This is a genomic window from Arthrobacter sp. B3I9 (assembly GCF_030816935.1).
Taxonomy (GTDB): Bacteria; Actinomycetota; Actinomycetes; order Actinomycetales; family Micrococcaceae; genus Arthrobacter.
In genome coordinates, this window is the sequence record NZ_JAUSYO010000001.1 from 3655343 (window position 1) to 3676137 (window position 20795).

Consider the following 20795-nt stretch of genomic DNA (forward strand, 5'->3'; position numbering starts at 1 on the left):
CAGTTCGTATTCGGGGCTCGGACAACTTTAGTCCGCACCGCCTGAATCACTACACGGGAGAGCCGGATGTCGCACCAGCTGATGTCAGATGGGTCCCTTCCTCCCGGCTCACCGGACACTGGGCCGTCCGCTGTAGCCCAGCTGCACGACTACCGCCGGACCAAAGACGTCCGCTCCGATCTCGAGCCTTTGCGCAAGCAAGTTTCGGAGATCATCGCTGCGATTCTTGCCGGCAAGTCGCCGGACGAGGCCGAACTGCGTGAACAACTTCGCCGGCATGTGGCACGGCACCCCGGGCGGCCGGAAAAGGCGTTGCTCGGTCATCTGATCTCAGTTTCAGACCGCCAAAACGAAGCAGGATAACTACCACCGAGGCGCGGTCCCCTACGATCCGAGCGCCCGTTCCTGCCGGCAGAACCGCCGGCACTCAACGGCCGTTCGCGGCCTGCCGCACGACTTCGCCCCAAGACTGCTGTGCAAGATCGGCCACGGAGGCCAGGATCTCCGACGACGACTGCGACAGATCCAGCGGAAACTCCACGATGTCGATGTCCGTGTCCGGCGCTAGTGGACCTCAGGGTGGCGCCGGACGCCGAAGGTGAAATAGCTGCCCGGGCCGATGAAGTTAATCAGCGTGACCGCGCGCCACAGCGCCTTGCTGCCGCGGATTTCCTCGGCGGGGCGCCGCGAGATGTCCCGTTGGGCCGCGATGAGCATGGAGAGCTGCACCCCGGCGGCCACGATCGTCCCGAACTTCGCCCGCGGCGGGAGTTCGGCCCAGGTCTTCTTCCGGGCATTCTTCATCTTGCGATGTTTTGTCACCGTCACGACTCCTTTGCTTCCAAGGGGAGTGGCTGCTCCGGGCCGGAGTGGCTGCTTCCGGGGTGTCCATTCTAGGGGCGATCCCTGACGGGAGGTAGAGGCCAGAAGCAGGGGCTGCGGGCACGGCAACGTACGTTCGCTGCCGCGGAGTTCACGGTGCTGCCGCGGAGTTCAGGTGTCCGGCGGCGGAGTTAAGGTGCCGGACGGACTGCACCCGCGTGCGCCGGGGCGAACTGGGCGAGGGTCTCTTTCTGCTCCACAGTCAGCCGCAGCACCCGTCCGGTGGCTTCCTCCACGAAGGCAAGATGGCTTGTGGCGCGGACGCAGTCCTCCCGGGTCACAGGGTCCTGCACGAGGTAGTGGATGTCGAAGCTTGCTCCCTTGACGGCACCGATCCAGAGCTGGACCACTGCCGGAACGTTGCGGTATTCAAGCGTGCGCACGTAGCGGATCTTGTGCTCCACCACGAGGGCCAGGGTGCCCTCGGGGACCTCGCTGAACAGCGGTGCCGGCGGCCCGACCCCCGGCAGTCCGGCGCCGCGGGGAGGCCCGAACGCCGCGATGCGGGCCTCCTCCAGGATCCGGACGATCTGCACGTTGTTGATGTGGCCGTACGCATCCATGTCGCCCCAGCGCATCGGCACCTCAACCTCGATGCGGCCTGGGTGCTCGGCGGCGCTCAGCTTCGCACCGCCGTCGCATCGTCTACCGCGTTATCCGACAAGACCGCCTCGGCGTTCTCCCCGGCGAACTGGGACATGTACAGGCGATAGTAAGCGCCCTGCAGCTGCAGCAGCTGCGCATGGCGGCCCTGCTCCACGATCCGGCCCGCTTCCATCACCAGGATGGTGTCGGCATCGCGGATGGTGGAGAGCCGGTGCGCGATGACGAAGCTGGTCCGGTCCGTGCGCAGCGCCGCCATGGCCTTCTGAACCAGCACTTCGGTGCGGGTATCCACCGAACTGGTCGCCTCGTCCAGGATCAGCAGCGAGGGGCTCGCCACGAACGCGCGCGCGATGGTGATCAGCTGCTTCTCGCCGGCGCTGACGTTGTTGCCTTCCTCGTCAATGATGGTGTTGTAGCCGTCCGGAAGGGCGCGCACGAAGCGGTCCACGAACGTGGCCTTGGCCGCCTCCATGATCTGGTCCTCGGTGGCGTCCAGTTTGCCGTAGCGGATGTTCTCGTAGATGGTGCCGCCGAACAGCCAGGCGTCCTGCAGCACCATGCCCACCTTGGACCGCAGCTCGGCACGGCTCAGATGCGTGATGTCGACGCCGTCGAGGGTGATGCTGCCGTCATTGAGCTCGTAGAAGCGCATCACGAGGTTCACCAGCGTGGTTTTGCCGGCACCCGTGGGACCGACAATCGCCACGGTGTGCCCGGGCTCGGCGGTGAAGGACAAATCCTCGATCAGCGGCTTGTCCGGGGTGTAGCTGAAGGTGACGTGCCGGAACTCGACGTGGCCGTCGGTCTTGGCCGGAAGCTGCTCGCTGGCGGTCTCGGCGTCCTGCTCATCGGCGTCGAGGAATTCAAAGACCCGCTCCGCGGATGCCACGCCGGACTGCAGCATGTTGGCCATGCCGGCCATCTGCCCCAGCGGCTGGGTGAACTCGCGGGAGTACTGGATGAACGCGGTGGCGTCGCCCAGGCTCATGCCGCCGGAGGCGACTCGGAGGCCGCCGACCACAGCGATGCCCACGTAGCTGAGGTAGGACACGAACTGCATGACGGGCATGATCATGCCGGAGACGAACTGCGCGCCGAAGCTGGCCTTGTAGAGGGCTTCGTTTCGCTCGTCGAACCGGGCCAGCATGTCCGCATCGCGGCCGAACACGCGGACCAGGTCGTGGCCGGAGAACGACTCCTCGATCTGCCCGTTGAGCTCGCCGGTGTTCTTCCACTGCGCGGCAAAAAGCTTCTGGCTCCGGGCGCCGATGATGCCGGCGGCGACCCCGGAAAGCGGCAGCGCGATCAGGGCGATCAGGGCCAGCTGCCAGGACACCACGAACATCATGATCACGATGCCGAGCACCGTGAGGGCGGAGTTCACCAGCTGCGCGAAGGCCTGCTGGAGCGCCTGCTGGATGTTGTCCACATCGTTGGTGACGCGGGAGAGGGTATCGCCGCGCTGCCGGGTGTCGAAGTAGTTCAGCGGCAGCTTGTTCAGCTTCGTCTCGGTGTCATCGCGCAGCCTGCGGACCACCCGCATGACAAGTACGTTCAGGACATAGCCCTGCAGCCACAGGAAGATGTTGGCCACGAAGTACATCACTAGCACCACGCTGATCAGGAAGGCGAGCTTCTGGAAATCGATGCCGACGCCGGGGACCAGGTCCATCTTGGAGAGCATGTCGGCGAAATTGTTCTCGCCCTGGGCGCGCAGGCCCTCGACGAACTGATCCTTGCTGGCACCGGTGGGCAGTTGCTTGCCCACCACTCCCCCGAAGATCACGTCCATGGCCTGCCCGAGGATCCGGGGAGCAATCACATTGAGCACGACGGCGACCGTCACCATGGCCAGGACCGCGATGATGCCGGCCCGCTCCGGCTTGAGCAGCCCCATCAGCCGCTTGGCGGAAGGCCAGAAATGCTCGGCCTTTTTGGCGGGGACGCCGCCGAACATGCTGCCGTCGGCCTCGCCCGGCGTGAACTCTTCCTCGTAGAAGTCATCGTCCGGGGCAGCGGCCGCGGTACTGGTGGTGGCGTTCTCGTTGGTGCTCATGCCACGGCCTCCGCGCTCAGCTGGGATCCGACGATTTCCTGGTAGGTGCTGGAGCTCTCCAGCAGTTCTTCATGCGTGCCACGGTCCACGATCCGTCCCTTGTCCAACACGAGGATCTGGTCGGCGTCGGCGATCGTGGAGACGCGCTGGCCGACAATGATCACTGTGGCGTCCGCGGTCTTTGCCTTCAGCGCGCGGCGGAGCCTGGCGTCCGTCGCGACGTCAAGGGCCGAAAACGAATCATCAAACAAGTACACCTTGGGTTCGGTGACCAGCGCCCGGGCGATACAGAGCCGCTGCCGCTGGCCGCCGGAGACGTTGGTGCCGCCCTGGGCGACGCGGGAACCCAGCCCGTTCTGCTTTTCCCGCACGAAGCCCGCCGCCTGCGCCACGGTGAGCGCGTCCCACAGGTCCTCGTCGGTGGCCTCGGGCCTGCCGAAGCGGAGGTTGTGCTCGATGGTTCCGGAAAAGAGGTAGGGCCGCTGCGGCACCATGGCGACGCGCTGGGTGATCTCGGCGCGGTCAAGGTTGGTGACCGGAACGCCGTCGAGCAGCACTTCACCGGAGGCGGCATCGTAGAGCCGGGGCAGCAGTGCCAGCAGGCTCGTCTTGCCGGCGCCGGTGGAGCCGATGATGGCCACCGTCTGGCCGGGCTCCGCGGTGAAGCTGATGTCGCTCAGCACGGGTGCTTCGGCGCCCGGGTAGGCGAAGGACACGTTCCGGAACTCGACGCGGCCGGCCTTGGCCAGCGGCGGCACGGGGCTGAGCGGCTCGTGGATGGAGGGCTCGACGTCGAGCACCTCCCCGATGCGGTCGGCGCAGACCGAAGCGCGCGGGATCATCATGGCCATGAAGGTGCCCATCATGACCGCCATCAGGATCTGGAGCAGGTACTGCAGAAACGCGGTCAGGGATCCGACCTGCATCTCGCCGGCGTCGACCCGCTGTCCGCCGAACCACAGCACCGCGGCGGTGGAAACGTGCAGGATCATGCCGATGGCAGGGAACATGAGCACGAACAGGGCACCGATCTTCAGCGAAACGTCGGTGAGTTCCTTGTTGGCCGCGCCGAAGCGTCCGGCCTCGTGGGGCTCGCGGACAAAGGCACGGACCACCCGGATGCCGATGATCTGCTCGCGGAGGATTCCGTTGAGCCGGTCGATCTTCGTCTGCATGGAGCGGAAGAGCGGCATCAGGCGGACCACGAGGTAGCCCACAACGACCACCAGCACCGGTACCGAAACCCAGACCAGCCAGGACAGGTTCAGGTCCTCGCGGAGGGCCATGAAGATGCCGCCGATGCACATGATCGGCGTGGCCACCATGAAGTTCAGGCCCATCAGCACCAGCATTTGCACCTGCTGGACATCGTTGGTGCCGCGGGTGATCAGGGTAGGCGCGCCGAAGACGTTGACGTCTTTGGCGGAAAAGCTGGTGACCTTGCGGAACACGCCCCGGCGTAGGTCCCGGCCGAACGCCATGGCGGCCTTCGACCCGTAGTAGACACCGGCGATCGCGGTGACGACCTGGACCAGGGCGACGCCGAGCATGACTCCGCCGGTCCGCCAGATGTAGTCCGTATCGCCACGGGACACGCCTTCGTCGATGATCTGCGCGTTGAGGCTGGGGAGGTACAGGGCCGCGATGGTCGAGGCGAGCTGGAAGATGACGACGGCCGCAATATACGGCAGATACGGCTTGCAATAGCGCCGTATGAGAGTGACAAGCATGCCCACGAGTCCTTAGGAATACCGAATGGTTGAGGCTGAAGCAGAGACCGGAGGAATGACTGCAGATGGAACACCGAAACGATGATTCCAGTAGTAGCAGGTGGGGCCGACAGCCTTAGCGCTCCAACTCTACGTAATCCCTTGCGGGCCGGAAACTCCGACGCCAAAAATCATCCCTGCGGCGTACTTTCGGCGTCCCGGAGCTTTGGAGTGCGAAGGCGCTTTGGAATGCGAAGGGCGTCTGGAGTGCGAAGGCAGTTGGGAGTGCAAAGGCCCCGCGGCCGCCTTATTGGCGGCCGCGGGGCCTCTTTGCCGCAGGGCCTCTTGGTGCCCGGACGTTCGGAATCCCCCCGGCTTGCAGCTATTCGCCGCGGTGCCGGCCGTGCGTGGCGATGTAGTGGGCCGCCGAGCGCTGCATCTTGCGTTGCTTGGCCAGCTGCCGGCGCAGCACCGTGAGCTCCTCGGCAACCCGGGCCTGCTCGGCGGCAACGGCACGCTGCTCGGCAGCCTGTTCGGACACGGCCCGCAGCGCCTCTGACAGCTGCAGCTGTTGCTTCGCCAGCAGTTGCTGGGTCTGTACCAGCACGGGCAGGACGTCCGCGGCCTCGGTCCGGCCCTCGGTCACGAGGGTCCGTGCCCGCTGGCGGTTCGCTTCCCCCTCAGCCGCACGGTCCGCGCGGGAGTCCCCCGGACGGGAATCCGGATCGAGAGCGCGGTCGGCCTCCCGGCGGGCGGCATCGGGAAAGCGGGCTTCGGCTCGGTCCCGGCTGAGCACCTCCATGAATTCCCGGTCCAGGTCCACGGTGCCGGTTGCGGTGCCGGTGCCGGTTGCTGACGAGGTGACGTTGGCGGCGTCGTTACCGGCATTTCCCCGGCCCGTCCCGGCGGCACCGCCAGCGGCAGCAGCACCGCCAGCGGCAGCAGCGGCGGCAGCGGCACCAGCGGAAACCGGGGTGGCGTTGCCGGCGTTCCCGGCCGTCTCCGGCCGGATGTCGACGGTGCGGCGCAGCGGGCGTTCCTTGATGAACAGGATGGCCGCCAGCGCCACCAGGCCGATGATTGCCGAGATCATGAAGACCTCCGCGATGGCGTCACCGTAGGCGGCCCGCATGATGTCGCGGATCGGTGCCGGCATGTCCTTGAGGTCCATGCTGGCCCCCGACGATCCGGCCGGAACCTGGATTCCGGCGGCAGCGAGCCCTTCCACGGCGAGTTCCTTGACCCGGTTGCCCAGCACGGCACCGAGGACCGAGACGCCGATGGCGCCTCCGACGGAGCGGAAGAAGGCAACGGAGGCACTGGCGGTTCCGATGTCCTTGGCCTGGACCGTGTTCTGGACGGCGAGGACGAGGTTCTGCATCAGCAGGCCGAGACCGATGCCGAGGATGGCCGTATAGAAGCCGGCCAGCCACAGGTCGGTGGTGTGGTCCATGGTGCCGGCCATGCCGAGGCCGCCGATCAGCAGGACAGCGCCGGCGATCAAGTAGCGCTTCCACTTGCCGGTACGGCTGATGAGCATGCCCGAGGCGACCGAACCGATCAGGTTGCCGGCGATCATGGGCAGGGTGAGCAGGCCGGCTTCCGTGGGGGTGGCACCGCGTGCCACCTGGTAGTACTGGCCAAGGAACGTCGAGGAGCCGAACATGCCGACGCCGACGGCCACCGAGGCGAGGATCGCAAGGGCCGTGGTCCGCTCGGAGATGATCTTGAGCGGGATGATGGGCTGGGCTACCCGGGATTCCACCAGTACCAGCAGGCCCAGGAGGACGACGCCGCCGCCCACCATGGTGACCGACTGCCACGACCACCAGTCGTAGTAGTCCGGGTTGCCCGCGAACGAAACCCAGATGAGCAGCAGGCTGACACCGGAGGTCAACAGGACGGAGCCGAGCCAGTCAATCTTGGCGGGGCGCTTGACGTGCTGGATCTTCAGCGTGACCTGCAGCAGGATGAGGGCGACGACGGCGAGCGGGACGCAGACGAAGAAGGTCCAGCGCCAGCCCAGCGGGCTGTCGACGATGAAGCCGCCCAGCAGCGGGCCGCCCGCCGTGCCGACGGCCATGACGCCGCCCATGTAGCCGGAGTACTTTCCGCGGTCCCGCGGCGGGATCATCGAGCCGATGATGGCCTGCGCCAGCGCGGTCAGGCCACCCATGGCGATGCCCTGGATGACTCGGGCGGTCAGCAGCAGCGGAATGGTCTCGGAGAGGCCGGCCATGACGGAGCCGGCCACGAAGATCACGATGCTCAGCTGGACGAGGACCTTCTTATCGAACAGGTCAGCCAGCTTGCCCCAGATCGGGGTGGTCGCCGCGTTGGCCAGAAGCGCTGCGGTGATTACCCAGGCAAAGTCGGTCTGGGTGCCCTTGAGTTCGGACATGATGGTGGGCAGCGCGTTGGCAACGATGGTGCTGCTCAGGATTGCGGTGAAGAACGCCGCCAGCAGCCCGGTGAGCGCCTCCATGATCTGGCGGTGGGTCATCACCCCAGGTTCCGCTGCGGACTGGGATGCGCGGGATGATCCCGGCGGTGTCTGCGACGGGTCCGTGGACGGCCCCGTCGCGGCAGCGTGGCTAGCCATATGTCTACTCCTCAACAATTTCGGTCGTATTCGTGGGTCCGGCCGTCGTTGCCCGGGCTGAGTTCCTGAGGGACTCAGCAAGTTTCTTGAGGGTGCGTGCCGTCAGTTCGACGTCGTCCTCGCTCCAGTCCTGCAGCAGGCCCTGGAGGGTTGCCGTGCGCTGGTCCTCGATCCGGCGGAGTTTCTCCGCTCCGGAGGCGGACAGGGCGATCAGTTGCGCGCGGCCGTCCTCGGGGTCCGGCCTCCGCAACACATAACCCTGCTCTTCGAGTTCGGCGATATGCCGGCTGAGGACCGGAGCGCTGACGCCGAGCCGCTCCGCAAGATGCGTGGCCCGTGACTCGCCCTCCCCGACGAAGCGGAGAACACCCTGAAGTGCCACGCCCGTGTCCTGCCCGCGCATGCTTGCGGCGGCAACGCAGCGTACGGCGCGCTGGAGGTCGAAAATCTGGTAGACGAGTTCGGCTGCAGCGATGGATTCAACTGACAATGTAGGACACCCCTTTTTTGTTTGCCCAAGGCAACTATATCCGAGATTGGTTACTTTGGGAAACTAAACCTTTCTCGGGAAGCCGTGCACGAACAACGCCCCTTAAACATCGAGCGCGGACCGGCCGGTCCGCCCTCCAGAGGAAGGGCAGACGCGGCGGTCCGCGCTAAGGCATGCAGTGTTGTTTTGTTGGGCTGCCCGTTCAGGTGGCCAGGTGGGTGGGGGCGAACATTTTCAGCAGGGTCTCGACGACGACGACGTTGGGGCCGTCCGCGGCGAAACCGGCTTTGAGCGCATCCCCCACGTCCTCCGGAGCGACCCGGACGGCGGGGACACCAAAGGCTTCGGCCAGCTTGACGAAGTCGGGCCGGGCGAGTTCCGTGGCGGTGGCCTTGCCGAAGGCACCCACCATGTATTCGCGCAGGATTCCGTAGCCGCCGTCATCTACGATCAGCCAGGTGACCGGAACGTTGTGCTGTTTGGCGGTGGCCAGCTCCGAGATGGAGTACATAGCGGAGCCGTCGCCGGATACCGCCAGCACCCGCGAAGAACCGCCGGAATTACCTGTGGTTTCGAGGCCGACAGCACCGCCGATGGCGGCCGGGAAACCGAAGCCCAGGCCGCCGGCGCCCTGCGCGGAGTGGAACTGGCCCTCGCGGGCGTCCCAGCAGCTCCAGGCCCAATAGGCGGAGATTGTCATGTCCCAGAACGACTGCATCCCCGCGGGCACCGCCTCTCGGATGTCCGCCATGAATTTCAGTTCCTTGTCCAGGTCCTGGGATTTCAGCCTCTCAGCAACCTTGGCCAGGGTTTCTTTGACCAACGACTCGGGCGGGGTGCCGTGCCAGTCGGCCCGGTCGCCATGCGGTTCCACCAAGGCCTCATCGAGGGCGGCGAGGGCCTGGCCGGCGTCGGCCCGGATGCCCAGTCCGGGGCGGTTGGATTCGAGCACCCGGGGCTCGGCGTCAATCTGGATGATCCGGCCGCGGGGCTCGAAGGTGAAGTAGTTGGACGTGACTTCGCCCAGGGAGGAGCCGATGACCACGAGCACATCAGCGTCTTCCAGCAGCTCCGTCATGTGCTGGTCCTCGATCCAGGACTGCAGGGACAACTCGTGGTTCCAGGGGAATGCACCGTTGCCGCCCGGAGTGCAGATCACCGGCGCGCGCAGCTTCTCCGCGAGGGACACCAGGGACTTTTCGGCGCGGCCGCGGCGCGTGCCCCCGCCGGCGATGATGGCGGGACGTTCCGCAGCCGAGAGCCACTTGACGGCTTCGCGGACCAGTTCCACGCGGGGCGGATTGTCCGCCGCCTCGGCGAGGGCGTCCTCCACCGGGGGCACCATGATGGGGTCCAGCAGCACGTTCTGCGGAATTTCGAGCCAGACAGGGCCTTGCGGTGAGGATATCGCCTCGGTCCAGGCATCCTGGATGGCCGAGGGGATTCCGGAGGCATGCTGGATCAGCCGCTGGCTCTTGGTGACGTTGGCCGCGGAGGCCTTCTGGTCATCGAGCTGGTGGAGCATGCCCTTGCGCCGGGCACCGAGGCCTTCGAGCGGGATCTGGCTCGCCACGACCACCATGGGGACTCCGGTGGCGTAGGCCTCCTGCAATCCGGCCAGGGAGGTCAGCGCGCCAGGGCCGGTGGACAGGAACAGGACGCCGACCTCGCCGGTGGCGCGGGAGTACCCGTCCGCGGCGAACGCCGAATTGTTTTCCACCCGGGAGGAGACGAAGTGCAGGTTTCCGCGTCCCATGGCATCGAACAGGCCCAGGGCGTGCTGGCCGGGGATGCCGAAGACGGTCTTCGCGCCGAGCGCCTCGAGGGTTTCGACGACGAGGTCCCCGCCGTTGCGCACGCCGCTCACTGGGTCACGGCCTGTGATGCAAAGCCTGCCGGACGGCGGGATTCCTGGCCGAGGGCCTGGGCGGCGTATCCGTTGGCAGCACCGAACCTGTCCCCCGGCACGGCGCGGTCCGCCATCTGGGTAACGAGCTCATAGGCGACGTGGCTGGCGGCAACACCGGTGATGTCGGCGTGATCGTAGGCGGGTGCCACTTCGACGACGTCGGCGCCCACCAGGTTCATGCCGCGGAGGCCGCGGATGATTTCCAGCAGTTCGCGGCTGGTGATGCCGCCGGCTTCCGGCGTTCCGGTGCCCGGGGCATGCGCGGGGTCCAGGACGTCGATGTCCACCGAGATGTAGAGCGGTCGGTCGCCGATCCGGTCCCGCACCTTGGCCACGGTCTCCAACACGCCCTGGTAGTAGACATCGGCGGAGGTGACGATTCCGAAGCCGAAGCGGTGGTCGTCGTCGAGGTCCTTCTTGCCGTAGAGCGGACCACGGGTGCCGATGTGGCTGATGGCCTCGGTGTCCAGGATGCCTTCCTCGACAGCCCGGCGGAACGGCGTTCCATGCGTGTACTCGGCACCGAAATAGGTGTCCCAGGTGTCCAGGTGCGCGTCGAAATGAAGCATCGCCACCGGCCCGCCGGCGCGTTCCGCCGCTGCGCGCAGCAGCGGCAAGGCGATCGTGTGGTCGCCGCCAAGGGTCAGCAGTTTGCTGCCGGATGCCGTCAGATCCAGCGCGTTCTGCTGGATGGTCTCGATGGCATCGTTGATGTTGAAGGGGTTGACCGCCATGTCGCCGGCATCGGCAACCTGGATGTTCTCGAACGGGCTGACGTCCCACGCCGGGTTGTAGGGGCGCAGCAGGCGGCTGGCTTCACGGACATGGTTTGCCCCGAAGCGGGCCCCCGGGCGGTAGGAGACGCCGGAGTCGAAGGGGACCCCAACCACCGTCACGTCGGCCTTGGCCACCTGGTCCAGCCGGGGAAGGCGGGCGTAGGTGGCGGCTCCGGCGTAACGCGGAATGCGGGATGAATCGATGGGGCCAACGTTGCCATTGGCCTCAATACGCAGCTCTTCCAAAAGAAGCTTCTCCTTCGAGGGTGGACCGACGGGTGTGACAGCCATCATATACTCGAAGTTTCGTATTGCGCACCCTTTGTTTACTCCCCGACGAACGAGTCAAAGGCGAAGCCAAAGTCGAGCTGCTCGCCGGAGGTGTCCTTCAGCCCGGGCACCGGCTCGTTATCGAGCACTGTCCGGAGCACCGGCCCGGACGCACCGCCGCCGTAGGCGTTGCTCGTGACGGCGAGCAGTTCATTGCCCGCCTGGTCGGCCAGCACCGCCTGGACGGGGACCCCCGGAGGCTGGTTGGCCGATGGGGCCGTTTTCTCCAGCCGGACGGCCCAGTTCGCGGGATAGGAGAAGGACAGGTGCCCGTCGGGGAAGGTAAACGACTTCAGTGCAGCGGAGGCCTCCGCGCCCGGCGTCCCCGTCGGTGCCGCCACAGACGGAACGGCCGACGCCGAGGGCGAGCCCGTCGAGGTGGCCGACGGTTCCGCGGCGGACGGCGTTGCCGCCGCCGGGGACACTAGCGGCTCGCCGCGGGCACCAGCACCCAGAGGACTTCTACAGGGTCATCCGTGGGATTCACCCAGGTGTGCGGCTCCCTGCCGGGAAATGTCACGGTGTCTCCGGCGGTCAGCTCAAACTCCTCATTGGTGAGGATCAGCCGGATGCTGCCCTTGATCACGTGCAGCACGTCAACGTCGCAGTCCACGGCATAGAGTTCCGACTCGCCGCGGCCTCGGGGCTCGATCACGGCCTGGATGATCTGGACCCGCCGCTCGGAGCGCGCGGTCAGCAGCCGCTCCACAATCCCGTCGCCGCCGAGGCTGATCCGGGGACCCTCGCTGTGCTTGGTGAGGTGCGTTTCCGGGGCCGCGAACAGGTCTCCGATCGAGATGGAGAGCACCTGGCACAGCGTCACCAGCGAGGCCACGGACGGCGAGGTCAGGTCCCGTTCCACCCTGCTCAGGAATCCCTTGGTCAAGCCCGTCGCGTCGGCAACCTGCTCAATGGTCAGCCGCTGCGACTGCCGGGCGGCACGGATCCGGGAACCTATAGCAACGGGAACATTGCTCGGTTCGACTGGTAGAGCCTTCATTATGGAACCTTTCACGGCCGTCCGCTCGGCCCCATCATTTCAGCAATCCTAACGGGGCGGGTGCGCCCGCCAACGCCGCAAGCGACAGCGGCGTGTAATGAGTCTTGACTGTTGCCCGGATCACAGCCTAACCTTTTGGCAACAACCGTTGCCTAGTAGGCAAATAATCGTTTACCGGTGCATCGGAATCCGTTGGAGCCGCGCCCGGAGTCTCCCCTTTCAAACCTCTAGACGCAGCCGGACCGCCGTGCGCGATGGTGCGCAGCGAATGTCCCGCACTGCTCGGACCTGCTCCAAGGAGCCCTTATGGACGCAACCTTCCTCAACATTGCCATCGTGGTGGTGTACCTGGCCGCCATGCTGGCGTTCGGCTGGTGGGGTAAATCCCGCACCAAGAACAACAGCGACTTCCTCGTCGCGGGCCGCCGGCTCGGCCCGTTCCTCTACACCGGCACCATGGCCGCCGTCGTGCTCGGCGGGGCGTCAACCGTCGGCGGCGTGGGCCTCGGCTACAAATACGGCATCTCCGGCATGTGGCTTGTGGTCGCGATCGGCGCCGGCGTGCTGCTGCTGAGCCTGCTCTTCGCCGGCACCATCCAGAAACTGAAGATTTATACGGTCTCCCAGATGCTCAGCCTGCGGTACGGCAGCCACGCCACCCAGACCTCCGGCATCGTGATGCTGGCGTACACCCTGATGCTGTGCGCCACGTCCACCGGCGCCTACGCCACGATCTTCGTGGTGCTCTTCGGCTGGGACCGTGCCCTGGCCATCGCCATCGGCGGCGCAATCGTGCTGGTCTACTCGACCATCGGCGGCATGTGGTCCATCACCCTCGCGGACCAAGTGCAGTTCGTGATCAAGACGGTCGGCATCTTCCTCCTAATGCTGCCCTTCACGCTCAACGCGGCCGGCGGAATCGATGGGATCCGCGCCCGCGTGGACGCCAGCTTCTTCCAGATTGACGGGATCGGCGTCCAGACGATTGTCACCTACTTCGTGGTGTACACGCTGGGCCTGCTGATCGGCCAGGACATCTGGCAGCGCGTCTTCACCGCCAAGTCCCCCACCGTCGCCCGCTGGGGCGGCGCGACCGCCGGCATCTACTGCATCCTCTATGGTGCCGCCGGCGCCCTGATCGGCCTTGGCGCCCGCGTCGCGCTGCCGAACATCGACGTCAAGGCCCTCGGCAAGGACGTCGTCTACGCCGAGGTGGCCACCAACCTCCTGCCGGTCGGCATCGGCGGCCTCGTGCTGGCCGCCGCCGTCGCCGCCATGATGTCCACGGCATCCGGCGCCCTGATCGCCGCCGCCACGGTGGCACGCGCCGACGTCCTCCCCTTCGTCGCAAGCTGGTTCGGCAAGAACATCAATACGGACGACACCGACAACCCGGAACATGACGTGAAGGCCAACCGGAGGTGGGTCCTGGGGCTAGGGATTGTCGCCATTGTCATCGCGATCATCACCAAAGACGTCGTTGCGGCCCTGACCATCGCTTACGACATCCTCGTCGGCGGGCTGCTGGTTGCCATCCTCGGCGGGCTCATCTGGAAGCGCGGGACCGGAACCGCGGCCGCAGTCTCCATGGCGGTCGGTTCCGTGGTTACCCTCGGCACCATGATCGTCCTGGAGATCAACGCAGAGGTTCCACTGGACGGCATCTACGCCAACGAACCGATCTACTATGGCCTGGCTGCTTCGGCGGTGGTGTATTGCGTGGCGTCCCTGCTGACCAAGCCCACCGACCCTGCCGTCATGGCGAAGTGGCGACGTCGGGTGGCCGGCGGCGCCGCCAAGGAGGAAGCGCTCCCGGTACTGTCCCGTTAGGGACGTGCACCGCTAGGCGGTGGAAAGCCCGACGGCGGCGCCTCCCCATCCCGGGGAGGCGCCGCCGTCGTCGTTCACGGGCGGTGGTGGTCACTCCTCTTCGTTCGGTTCGAGGAATTCCTCCCCCTCCAGGGGCACTACCGTCTGCTCATCGCCGAGGAAATCCTCCTCGTCGAGCGGAACGTGGCGTTCGGCCTCGTCAAAGAGTTCCTCCTCCTCGGTCTCCACAGGTACCACGGGTGCGTCGTCGGCATAGTCGTAGGCGGGATCCGACTCGAGGGAATCCCTGGCCGGCTGGATTGGAACGGATCCGGTGCTGTCCATGGTGAAACCTCCATGCTTCGGCTGGCGGCAATGGTTCAAGGTGAACCCGCCCTGGGTTTCATTCGAACACCGGGAACCGGGACGGTCAAGGGTCCCCGGAGGGCGGACGGACTCCGCGGCAGGGCCTTCCGGAAGGCCCGGATTTGCGGTCCACCTAAACATTCCAGTGAGGATTGCCAGCCGAAAATCCGCGGAAATACGGGGTAGGCTGGAAAGGCAATGGGGCCGGACCATGCCCTATCAAGCCCAGGAGTTTTCGTGTCTCAGCACGCCCAATCTGACCCTCTCAACCCTTGCACCGGTGAATCCCGTCCTGCCTCCGGAGCGGAAGACGGCGCCGCACGGCCGGGCCCTTTGCCCAGCCCCGCGGACATCAAGCGGTGGCGTCAGTACCTGGCGGACGAACGTGCAGAGGCCGCCGTCTACCGTGACCTGGCGCAAAGCCGCAGCGGCGAGGAACGCGACATCCTGCTCGCCCTGGCCGAGGCCGAGGGCCGCCACGAGGCGCACTGGCTCAAGCTGCTGGGCGAGAATGCCGGCAGGCCCCGTGCCGCGTCCCTCCGCAGCCAGCTGCTGGGATTCCTGGCACGGCACTTTGGTTCGGTTTTCGTCCTGGCCCTCGCCCAGCGCGCGGAAAGCCGCTCGCCCTACGCCAGCGACCCGTCCGCCACCCCGGCCATGGTCGCCGACGAGCAGATCCATGAAGAAGTGGTCCGCGGCCTGGCCACGCGCGGCCGCAACCGCCTCGCCGGCACCTTTCGGGCGGCCGTCTTCGGCGCCAACGACGGCCTGGTCAGCAACCTTTCCCTGGTGATGGGCATGGCTGCCTCGGGAGTCGCCAGCTCCGTGGTCCTCCTCAGCGGCGTGGCCGGACTCCTCGCGGGAGCACTGTCGATGGGCGCCGGCGAATTCATCTCCGTCCGGTCCCAGCGTGAACTTCTCGCCGCGACCCTTCCCACCCAGATCACCTTGGCCGCCGCGCCGTCCCTGGACATCGAGCACAATGAGCTCCTGCTCGTCTACCTCGCCCGGGGAATGTCCCGGGAGGCCGCCGAGCACCGGGTTGCGGAGCGCATGGGCCTGCTCGACTGCGACTGCGATCCCAGCCTCTCGCTGCGCCCCGAACTGCCCGAAGCCCAGGACGAGCACGAGGCCGTCGGCACCGCCTGGGGCGCGGCGGCGTCGAGCTTCTGCTTCTTCGCCTCCGGCGCAATCGTGCCGATCATCCCGTTCCTCCTTGGCATGACCGGCATCGCCGCCCTGGTGGTCTCCGCCGCGCTAGTGGGCGTGGCCCTCCTCCTCACCGGCGCCGTCGTCGGACTGCTGTCCGGCACCTCCCCCGCCTCCCGCGGGGTCCGGCAGCTCGCCATCGGCATCGGCGCTGCGGGCGTGACGTATCTGCTGGGAATGGCCTTCGGCGCGGTGGTCGCTTAGTGGACGGTCCTGACTTCCGGGACCGGACTCCGCGGCACGGCCGCCCACGAACCGCCTGGCGGATTTTCCGCGACCTGGCAGCTGCCGCTGTCATTGCCGGCGCCGCTTTCCTGGCCGCCGGGCTCATCTACGGTGACCCCCGCTTCGTGGGGCTATTCGAGGTCAGCCGCGGAGCCGGCCCGGACGGTAAGGCGGCAGCCACGGCGCGGCCGGCGGAGGGCCAGGCCGGACAACAATCCGTTGTTCCCGCCGACGCACCGCGAACCGACGCTCCTCCACCCGGATTCGAGGAACAGCCGGAGCCGCTTGGCCGGCCGGAAACACCCACCCATTCCAGCGGCTCGTATAAGTTCCTTGCCACGAATGACGACGGAACGCCGGTGGGTTACTCGCCATGCCGCCCGCTGCATTACGTCGTCAATGCCGCCCTCGAGCCGGAGGGCGCAGAGAGCCTCGTCGACGACGCGATCGGCACCATATCCCGCGCCACAGGCATCCAGTTCGTCAATGACGGTGCCACCGCCGAGGAACCCAACCCGTCCCGCGCGCCGTACCAGAAGGATGCCTATGGCGAGCGGTGGGCCCCGCTGCTGATCGCCTGGACTACCCCGGAACAGGCACCGCAGCTCAAGGGCCCCGTCATCGGCACCGGCGGCAGCACCCACTTCAGCTTCGGTGGCGGACCCAAGAGCTTCGTCACCGGCAGCCTGGAGCTGGATGCCCCGCAGATCACCGAGGACCTTCGGCGGGCGTCCGGCGGCGCGTACGCCACCGCGGTAATCCTCCACGAACTCGGTCATGTCATGGGGCTGGAACACGTGGACGATCCGCTGCAGCTCATGTACCCGGAGATCGGCACCCCGGACGGGCTGGCCGACGGCGACCTGAACGGCCTGCACGAGCTGGGCCGCGCCCAGTGCCGGAAGGACCTGTAGCCGCATCCGCCCGCCTTCGAGGGCGCGCCGGCGCTACCCGTCCAGGACGGCGAGCGCCTCCTCCACTGTATTCACCAGGAAGATCTTGTTCTCCATCGGCCGGCCCGCGGCCAGGCTTTCCAGCAGCGGCCATGCCGGGAAGCGGCGCAGCCAGTGCTCCCGGCCCACCAGCACCATGGGGTTGACGGCCTCCGGAGCGCCGTAGTAGTTCTCGCACGCGTCCTGGAAGATCTCCTGCACCGTCCCGCCTGAGCCTGGCAGGAAGATAGTGCCCCCGGTGCACAGCTCAAGCAGGATGGCTTCACGGACGGCGTTTGCGAAGTACTTTGCGATGTGGGTGGCGAAATAGTTCGGTGGCTCGTGCCCGTAGAACCAGGTGGGAATCCCGAGCGACGGCGTCCCGTCCGGGTGGCGTTCGACGACGGCGGAGGCGGCGCGCGCCCATGCGGACACGGAAGGGCGGAAGCCAGGGACAACCGCCAGCTCGGCCAGCGCCTGCCGGAAGTGCTTTTCCGGCGCCTCGCTGAGGTAGGCGCCGAGGTTCGCGGCCTCCATCGCGCCGGGGCCCCCGCCCGTGGCGACCACCCTGCCGCTCCGGGCCAGCAGCCGGCCCAGCAGCGCAGATTCCGCAAAGACGGCAGAGCCGCGGAGGGCCGCGTGGCCGCCCATCACGCCGACCATGGCACGTCCGGCCCACAGCCCCGAACGTGTCAGCTCGTCGACGGCGATCCCGATCGAGTGGTCATGGAGGGCCGCGGCCAAGGTGGCGTCCAGGCGTTGCCGCTGGCCCGGCCGGATGCTCCACTGGTACACCCGCGCATCCAGCGTCTGCTCATAGCTCGAACCGGAAATACCGGCATACAGCTCCTGCGGGGAGTACAACTGTCCGCGGTAAGGGTCGAACGGCATGGCCTCGAGCCGGGGGAAGATCAGCGCGCCACGGCTGCGCAGCAAATCCTCCACTCCGTCGTCGAAAGTGCAGCCGAGGAAAATCGCTCCCTGGACGTCCAACGCCGCGAGCGGCGCCGTGCGCCCGCGCAGGTCCAGCGACTGCGCATGCCAGGCCCGCATGGTGCGCGCTCCGGCAGCAACAAGGCGGTCAAAACTGGCAAGGCTTTCGACCTCCAGTGTGCGCGGGCTGGGGTGCAGGCTGCGGGCGGCACTCAAGGCGTGCTCTCTAGGGGCGCGGGCCGGAGGCGTTGCCGGCACCGGCCAGATGGTTCTCGAGCTTGGCCAGTGTCTTTTCCAGGTTTGCCGGGTGGCGGCGCAGGTATCCCGCAAGCCGCAGGAGGGATTTCCCGCGGACCTGCCGGGCGTCCCACTGTTCGGTGACCAGGGTGCCGCGCCGGCCGGCGTCGTCCGTGGCGCCCTCGAGGAGGTAGCGCCAGACGTGGCCGTAGAAGTGCCGCCACGCGATCCGGCGCCCTTCCTCGAACTCGCAAACCGTGTTCAGAATCTTGTAGTCCACGCCGACCTTCATTTCCATCCCGAACCGGGCACCGAGGGCCAGCCGTTCGGGGCCGCGGGGCTGGGCGCCCTTGACCGTGTCCGAGCCATCGATCACGCTGTGCAGCGCCGGGGTGGCCAGCACCTCGAAGACCGCTTCGGGAGCGGCCGCGATGAAGCGGCTGCGGGACACGAGATATCTGTTGTTCATCCGGCAATCCTAGTCCGGCCAATCCGGTGCAGAATGAACCATGCAGTTTCCTTCCTTCCCCTTCCCCGGCCTCCCCGGCAACGGCCGGCCCCCGCCCCACCAGCGGCCGGCCCCGCATCGGCATCCCTGTCCGCCTGAGCGCCTCGACGGACCCGGACCCCCGTGTGGGTGAGGCCAACGCGCTGTTCGACTACATCGTGGAGCTGGTCCGCGAGGGCGGCGGCGAACCCGTGCTGTTGACTGCAGTGCCGGCGTCCGGAAACCTGGCGGACCCGGAAGGCCAGGCGCTCGACGGGGTCCTGCTCCCCGGCGGCGGCGACTTGGACCCGCGGCTCTACGGCGAGGAGCCCGGGGACGCCTGCTACGACGTGAACCACACCCAGGACGAGCTCGACCTTGCCGTGGCACGGCAAGCGGTCGACGCCGGCCTTCCGTGCTGGGGATCTGCCGGGGACACCAACTCCTCAATGTCCTCTACGGCGGAACCCTTATCCAGGACATGGAGTCCGGCACTGTGGTGCACCACGAACCGGCGCCCGTGCAGGGTGCCGGCCCGTGGGCGTGGCACGAGGTTGAGGTGCAGCCCGGCTCCAAGGTGGCCGCACTCTACGGGAGCGCGTCCGGCACTGTGACCGTGAAGATCGCCTCAGGACACCACCAGGCGGTGGCCCGCGTCGCAGACGGGCTCCGGGTCACGGCGCTGGCCGAGGACGGCACCGTGGAGGCGCTGGAGGATCCGGACCGGTGGGTGGCCTCCGTCCAGTGGCACCCCGAGGCCTTGGAACTTTCCGCCGCCGAGCGGCTGGCGCCGTTCCGCGGCTTCGTGGAGGTGTGCGGTGCCGCCTCCCCGCCCGCCCCCGGTGAGCCGCTGGGCTAGCAGTACAGCTAGCTCCGCTGCAGCTCCGGGTCGAGGCTGCCGGCCGGAGCCGGGGCGCCCGAATCGGGCGGGACCTCCGTGGTGACAGGAGTGGCGCCGTTCCGCTTCGCTTTAGCCGCGGCGAACAGCATCACGCCCAGCCCCAGCACGGTGATTCCTGCGCCCGCCCAGATCGGCGACGTGTAGCCGAGGCCGGCGGTGATGGTCACGCCGCCCAGCCAGGCCCCGAGGGCGTTGCCCACATTGAAGGCGCCGATGTTGGCGCCTGAGGCCAGGGTGGGCGCGTTGCTGGCGTACTTCATGACGCGCATCTGCAGGCCGGGGACCGTGGCGAAGCCGAAACCGCCCAGAAGCACCATGGCGCCGATGGTCAGCGGTTGGTTGGCCGAGACCAGGGCGAAGGCCACGAGCACCACCACCAGCGCGGAGAGAACCACCACCAGAGTACGGTCCACGTTCTTGTCCGCCGCTTTGCCGCCGGCGGTGTTGCCGATGAAGAGGCCCACACCGAACAGGATCAGCAGCCACGGGACGGTGCCGGCGGCGAAGCCCGTGACCTCAGTCAGCGTGAACGCGATGTAGGTGAAGGCGCCGAACATGCCGCCGTAGCCCAGGATCGTGACCAGGATGGACAGCCACACTTGGCCGGAGCGGAACGCCCGGAGTTCACCGCGCAGTCCCCCCGGCAACCCGCCCGATGACTGGACCGGGTCCACGACCGGGGACCCGTCCGGGGCAGAAGAGGCGGCCTGGCCCGGTCCTGTTTTGGGCACCAGGGCCAGAATGCCGGCCAGGGCAAGCACGCCGATGCCCGTGATGGCCCAGAAGGTGGACCGCCAGCCCGCGGCCTGACCCAGCATCGTGCCGAACGGGACCCCGAGCACGTTGGCCGCGGTCAACCCGGTGAACATGATGGCGATGGCCCCGGCCTTCTTCGTGGGCGCCACCATGCTGGCGGCAACCACCGCGCCGATGCCGAAGAACGCGCCGTGGGACAGGGCGGCGATGATGCGGCCGACCATCATGGTCCAGTAGTCGGGTGCGGTGGCCGAGACGAGGTTTCCGGCCGCGAAGACCACCATCAGCACGGCGAGGACGGGTTTCCGTTCGAACCGGGTCACGGCGGCAGTCAGGAGCAGCGCTCCGACGACGACGGCGAGCGCGTAGCCGGAGATGAGCCAGCCGGCGCTGGCCTCGCTGACCTGGAAGTCGGCGGCCACGTCGGGCAGCAGGCCCATGATGACGAACTCGGTGAGTCCGATGCCGAACCCGCCGAGGGCGAGGGCGATCAGGCCAATTGGCATGGCGAAGCTCCTTTGGAACTGTACGGGAGGATGTGTCGGGCGTAAGCTATTAGTTGCAAACGCGTTATTTATCA

18 protein-coding genes and 2 pseudogenes are annotated in these 20795 nt (G+C 67.2%); 5 read left to right on the forward strand and 15 right to left on the reverse strand.

Going from position 1 to position 20795, the window contains the following annotated elements:
* Positions 1-66: 66 nt before the first annotated feature.
* Positions 67-363 (forward strand): hypothetical protein, encoded by a 297-nt coding sequence (locus QFZ65_RS16890; RefSeq protein WP_306911912.1) that lies wholly within the window; start codon positions 67-69, stop codon positions 361-363.
* Positions 364-427: 64 nt separating this feature from the next.
* Here the strand turns inward: QFZ65_RS16890 and QFZ65_RS16895 are convergent.
* The 11 genes and pseudogenes from QFZ65_RS16895 to QFZ65_RS16945 form a co-directional block, all read right to left on the reverse strand.
* A pseudogene (locus tag QFZ65_RS16895) lies at positions 428-559 on the reverse strand (restriction endonuclease); the annotation flags it as partial.
* Positions 560-564: 5 nt separating this feature from the next.
* Positions 565-822 carry a hypothetical protein gene (locus QFZ65_RS16900; protein WP_373427610.1) on the reverse strand — a complete coding sequence of 86 codons (258 nt, stop codon included), beginning with the start codon at positions 820-822 and terminating at the stop codon, positions 565-567.
* A gap of 191 nt (positions 823-1013) precedes the next feature.
* On the reverse strand, positions 1014-1460 hold the full coding sequence (locus tag QFZ65_RS16905) for a thioesterase family protein (protein ID WP_306912620.1): 447 nt from the start codon (positions 1458-1460) through the stop codon (positions 1014-1016).
* A 41-nt stretch (positions 1461-1501) separates the two neighbouring features.
* Entirely contained in the window at positions 1502-3544 is a 2043-nt protein-coding gene (locus QFZ65_RS16910) for an ABC transporter ATP-binding protein (protein WP_306911914.1), read from the reverse strand.
* The gene (locus tag QFZ65_RS16915) at positions 3541-5274 is read right to left on the reverse strand and encodes an ABC transporter ATP-binding protein (protein WP_306911915.1); all 1734 of its coding nucleotides are present in this window, start codon (positions 5272-5274) and stop codon (positions 3541-3543) included. Before QFZ65_RS16915 ends, QFZ65_RS16910 begins: the two co-directional genes overlap by 4 nt.
* Before the next feature lie 361 nt (positions 5275-5635).
* Positions 5636-7855, reverse strand: a complete 2220-nt coding sequence (locus QFZ65_RS16920; protein ID WP_373427611.1) for an MFS transporter — start codon at positions 7853-7855, stop codon at positions 5636-5638.
* Between the two features lie 4 nt (positions 7856-7859).
* Entirely contained in the window at positions 7860-8345 is a 486-nt protein-coding gene (locus QFZ65_RS16925; RefSeq protein WP_306911916.1) for a MarR family winged helix-turn-helix transcriptional regulator, read from the reverse strand.
* 202 nt (positions 8346-8547) lie between these two features.
* Positions 8548-10212: a thiamine pyrophosphate-binding protein gene (locus QFZ65_RS16930; RefSeq protein WP_306911917.1), complete on the reverse strand. Its 1665-nt coding sequence runs from the start codon at positions 10210-10212 to the stop codon at positions 8548-8550.
* A complete protein-coding gene (gene speB, locus QFZ65_RS16935) occupies positions 10209-11276 on the reverse strand; it encodes an agmatinase (RefSeq protein ID WP_306911918.1) in 1068 nt (355 codons plus the stop codon). The genes QFZ65_RS16930 and speB overlap by 4 nt, the downstream gene beginning before the upstream one ends.
* Before the next feature lie 80 nt (positions 11277-11356).
* Entirely contained in the window at positions 11357-11785 is a 429-nt protein-coding gene (locus QFZ65_RS16940) for a hypothetical protein (protein WP_306911919.1), read from the reverse strand.
* The gene (locus QFZ65_RS16945) at positions 11785-12360 is read right to left on the reverse strand and encodes a helix-turn-helix domain-containing protein (RefSeq protein ID WP_306911920.1); all 576 of its coding nucleotides are present in this window, start codon (positions 12358-12360) and stop codon (positions 11785-11787) included. The genes QFZ65_RS16940 and QFZ65_RS16945 overlap by 1 nt, the downstream gene beginning before the upstream one ends.
* A 306-nt stretch (positions 12361-12666) precedes the next feature.
* Between QFZ65_RS16945 and QFZ65_RS16950 the strand changes: the two genes are divergently transcribed.
* A complete protein-coding gene (locus QFZ65_RS16950) occupies positions 12667-14190 on the forward strand; it encodes a sodium:solute symporter (protein WP_306911921.1) in 1524 nt (507 codons plus the stop codon).
* Positions 14191-14280: 90 nt separating this feature from the next.
* Here QFZ65_RS16950 and QFZ65_RS16955 read toward each other — a convergent pair whose 3' ends face one another.
* Complete coding sequence (locus tag QFZ65_RS16955; RefSeq protein WP_306911922.1) at positions 14281-14514, reverse strand: hypothetical protein; 234 nt, start codon at positions 14512-14514, stop codon at positions 14281-14283.
* Positions 14515-14772: 258 nt separating this feature from the next.
* On the opposite strand from QFZ65_RS16955, the gene QFZ65_RS16960 reads away from it, so the two are divergent.
* Both QFZ65_RS16960 and QFZ65_RS16965 read left to right on the forward strand, forming a co-directional pair.
* Positions 14773-15948: a VIT1/CCC1 transporter family protein gene (locus tag QFZ65_RS16960; RefSeq protein ID WP_306911923.1), complete on the forward strand. Its 1176-nt coding sequence runs from the start codon at positions 14773-14775 to the stop codon at positions 15946-15948.
* The gene (locus tag QFZ65_RS16965) at positions 15948-16883 is read left to right on the forward strand and encodes a matrixin family metalloprotease (protein ID WP_306911924.1); all 936 of its coding nucleotides are present in this window, start codon (positions 15948-15950) and stop codon (positions 16881-16883) included. The genes QFZ65_RS16960 and QFZ65_RS16965 overlap by 1 nt, the downstream gene beginning before the upstream one ends.
* 33 nt (positions 16884-16916) lie before the next feature.
* Here QFZ65_RS16965 and QFZ65_RS16970 read toward each other — a convergent pair whose 3' ends face one another.
* Both QFZ65_RS16970 and QFZ65_RS16975 read right to left on the reverse strand, forming a co-directional pair.
* Complete coding sequence (locus QFZ65_RS16970) at positions 16917-18050, reverse strand: LOG family protein (protein WP_306911925.1); 1134 nt, start codon at positions 18048-18050, stop codon at positions 16917-16919.
* Positions 18051-18060: 10 nt separating this feature from the next.
* On the reverse strand, positions 18061-18540 hold the full coding sequence (locus QFZ65_RS16975; RefSeq protein WP_306911926.1) for a polyketide cyclase / dehydrase and lipid transport: 480 nt from the start codon (positions 18538-18540) through the stop codon (positions 18061-18063).
* 164 nt (positions 18541-18704) lie between these two features.
* Between QFZ65_RS16975 and QFZ65_RS16980 the strand changes: the two are divergent.
* Positions 18705-19417: pseudogene (locus QFZ65_RS16980) on the forward strand (gamma-glutamyl-gamma-aminobutyrate hydrolase family protein).
* Positions 19418-19425: 8 nt separating this feature from the next.
* Here QFZ65_RS16980 and QFZ65_RS16985 read toward each other — a convergent pair.
* Positions 19426-20721: an MFS transporter gene (locus QFZ65_RS16985; protein ID WP_306911927.1), complete on the reverse strand. Its 1296-nt coding sequence runs from the start codon at positions 20719-20721 to the stop codon at positions 19426-19428.
* Between the last annotated feature and the right edge of the window lie 74 nt (positions 20722-20795).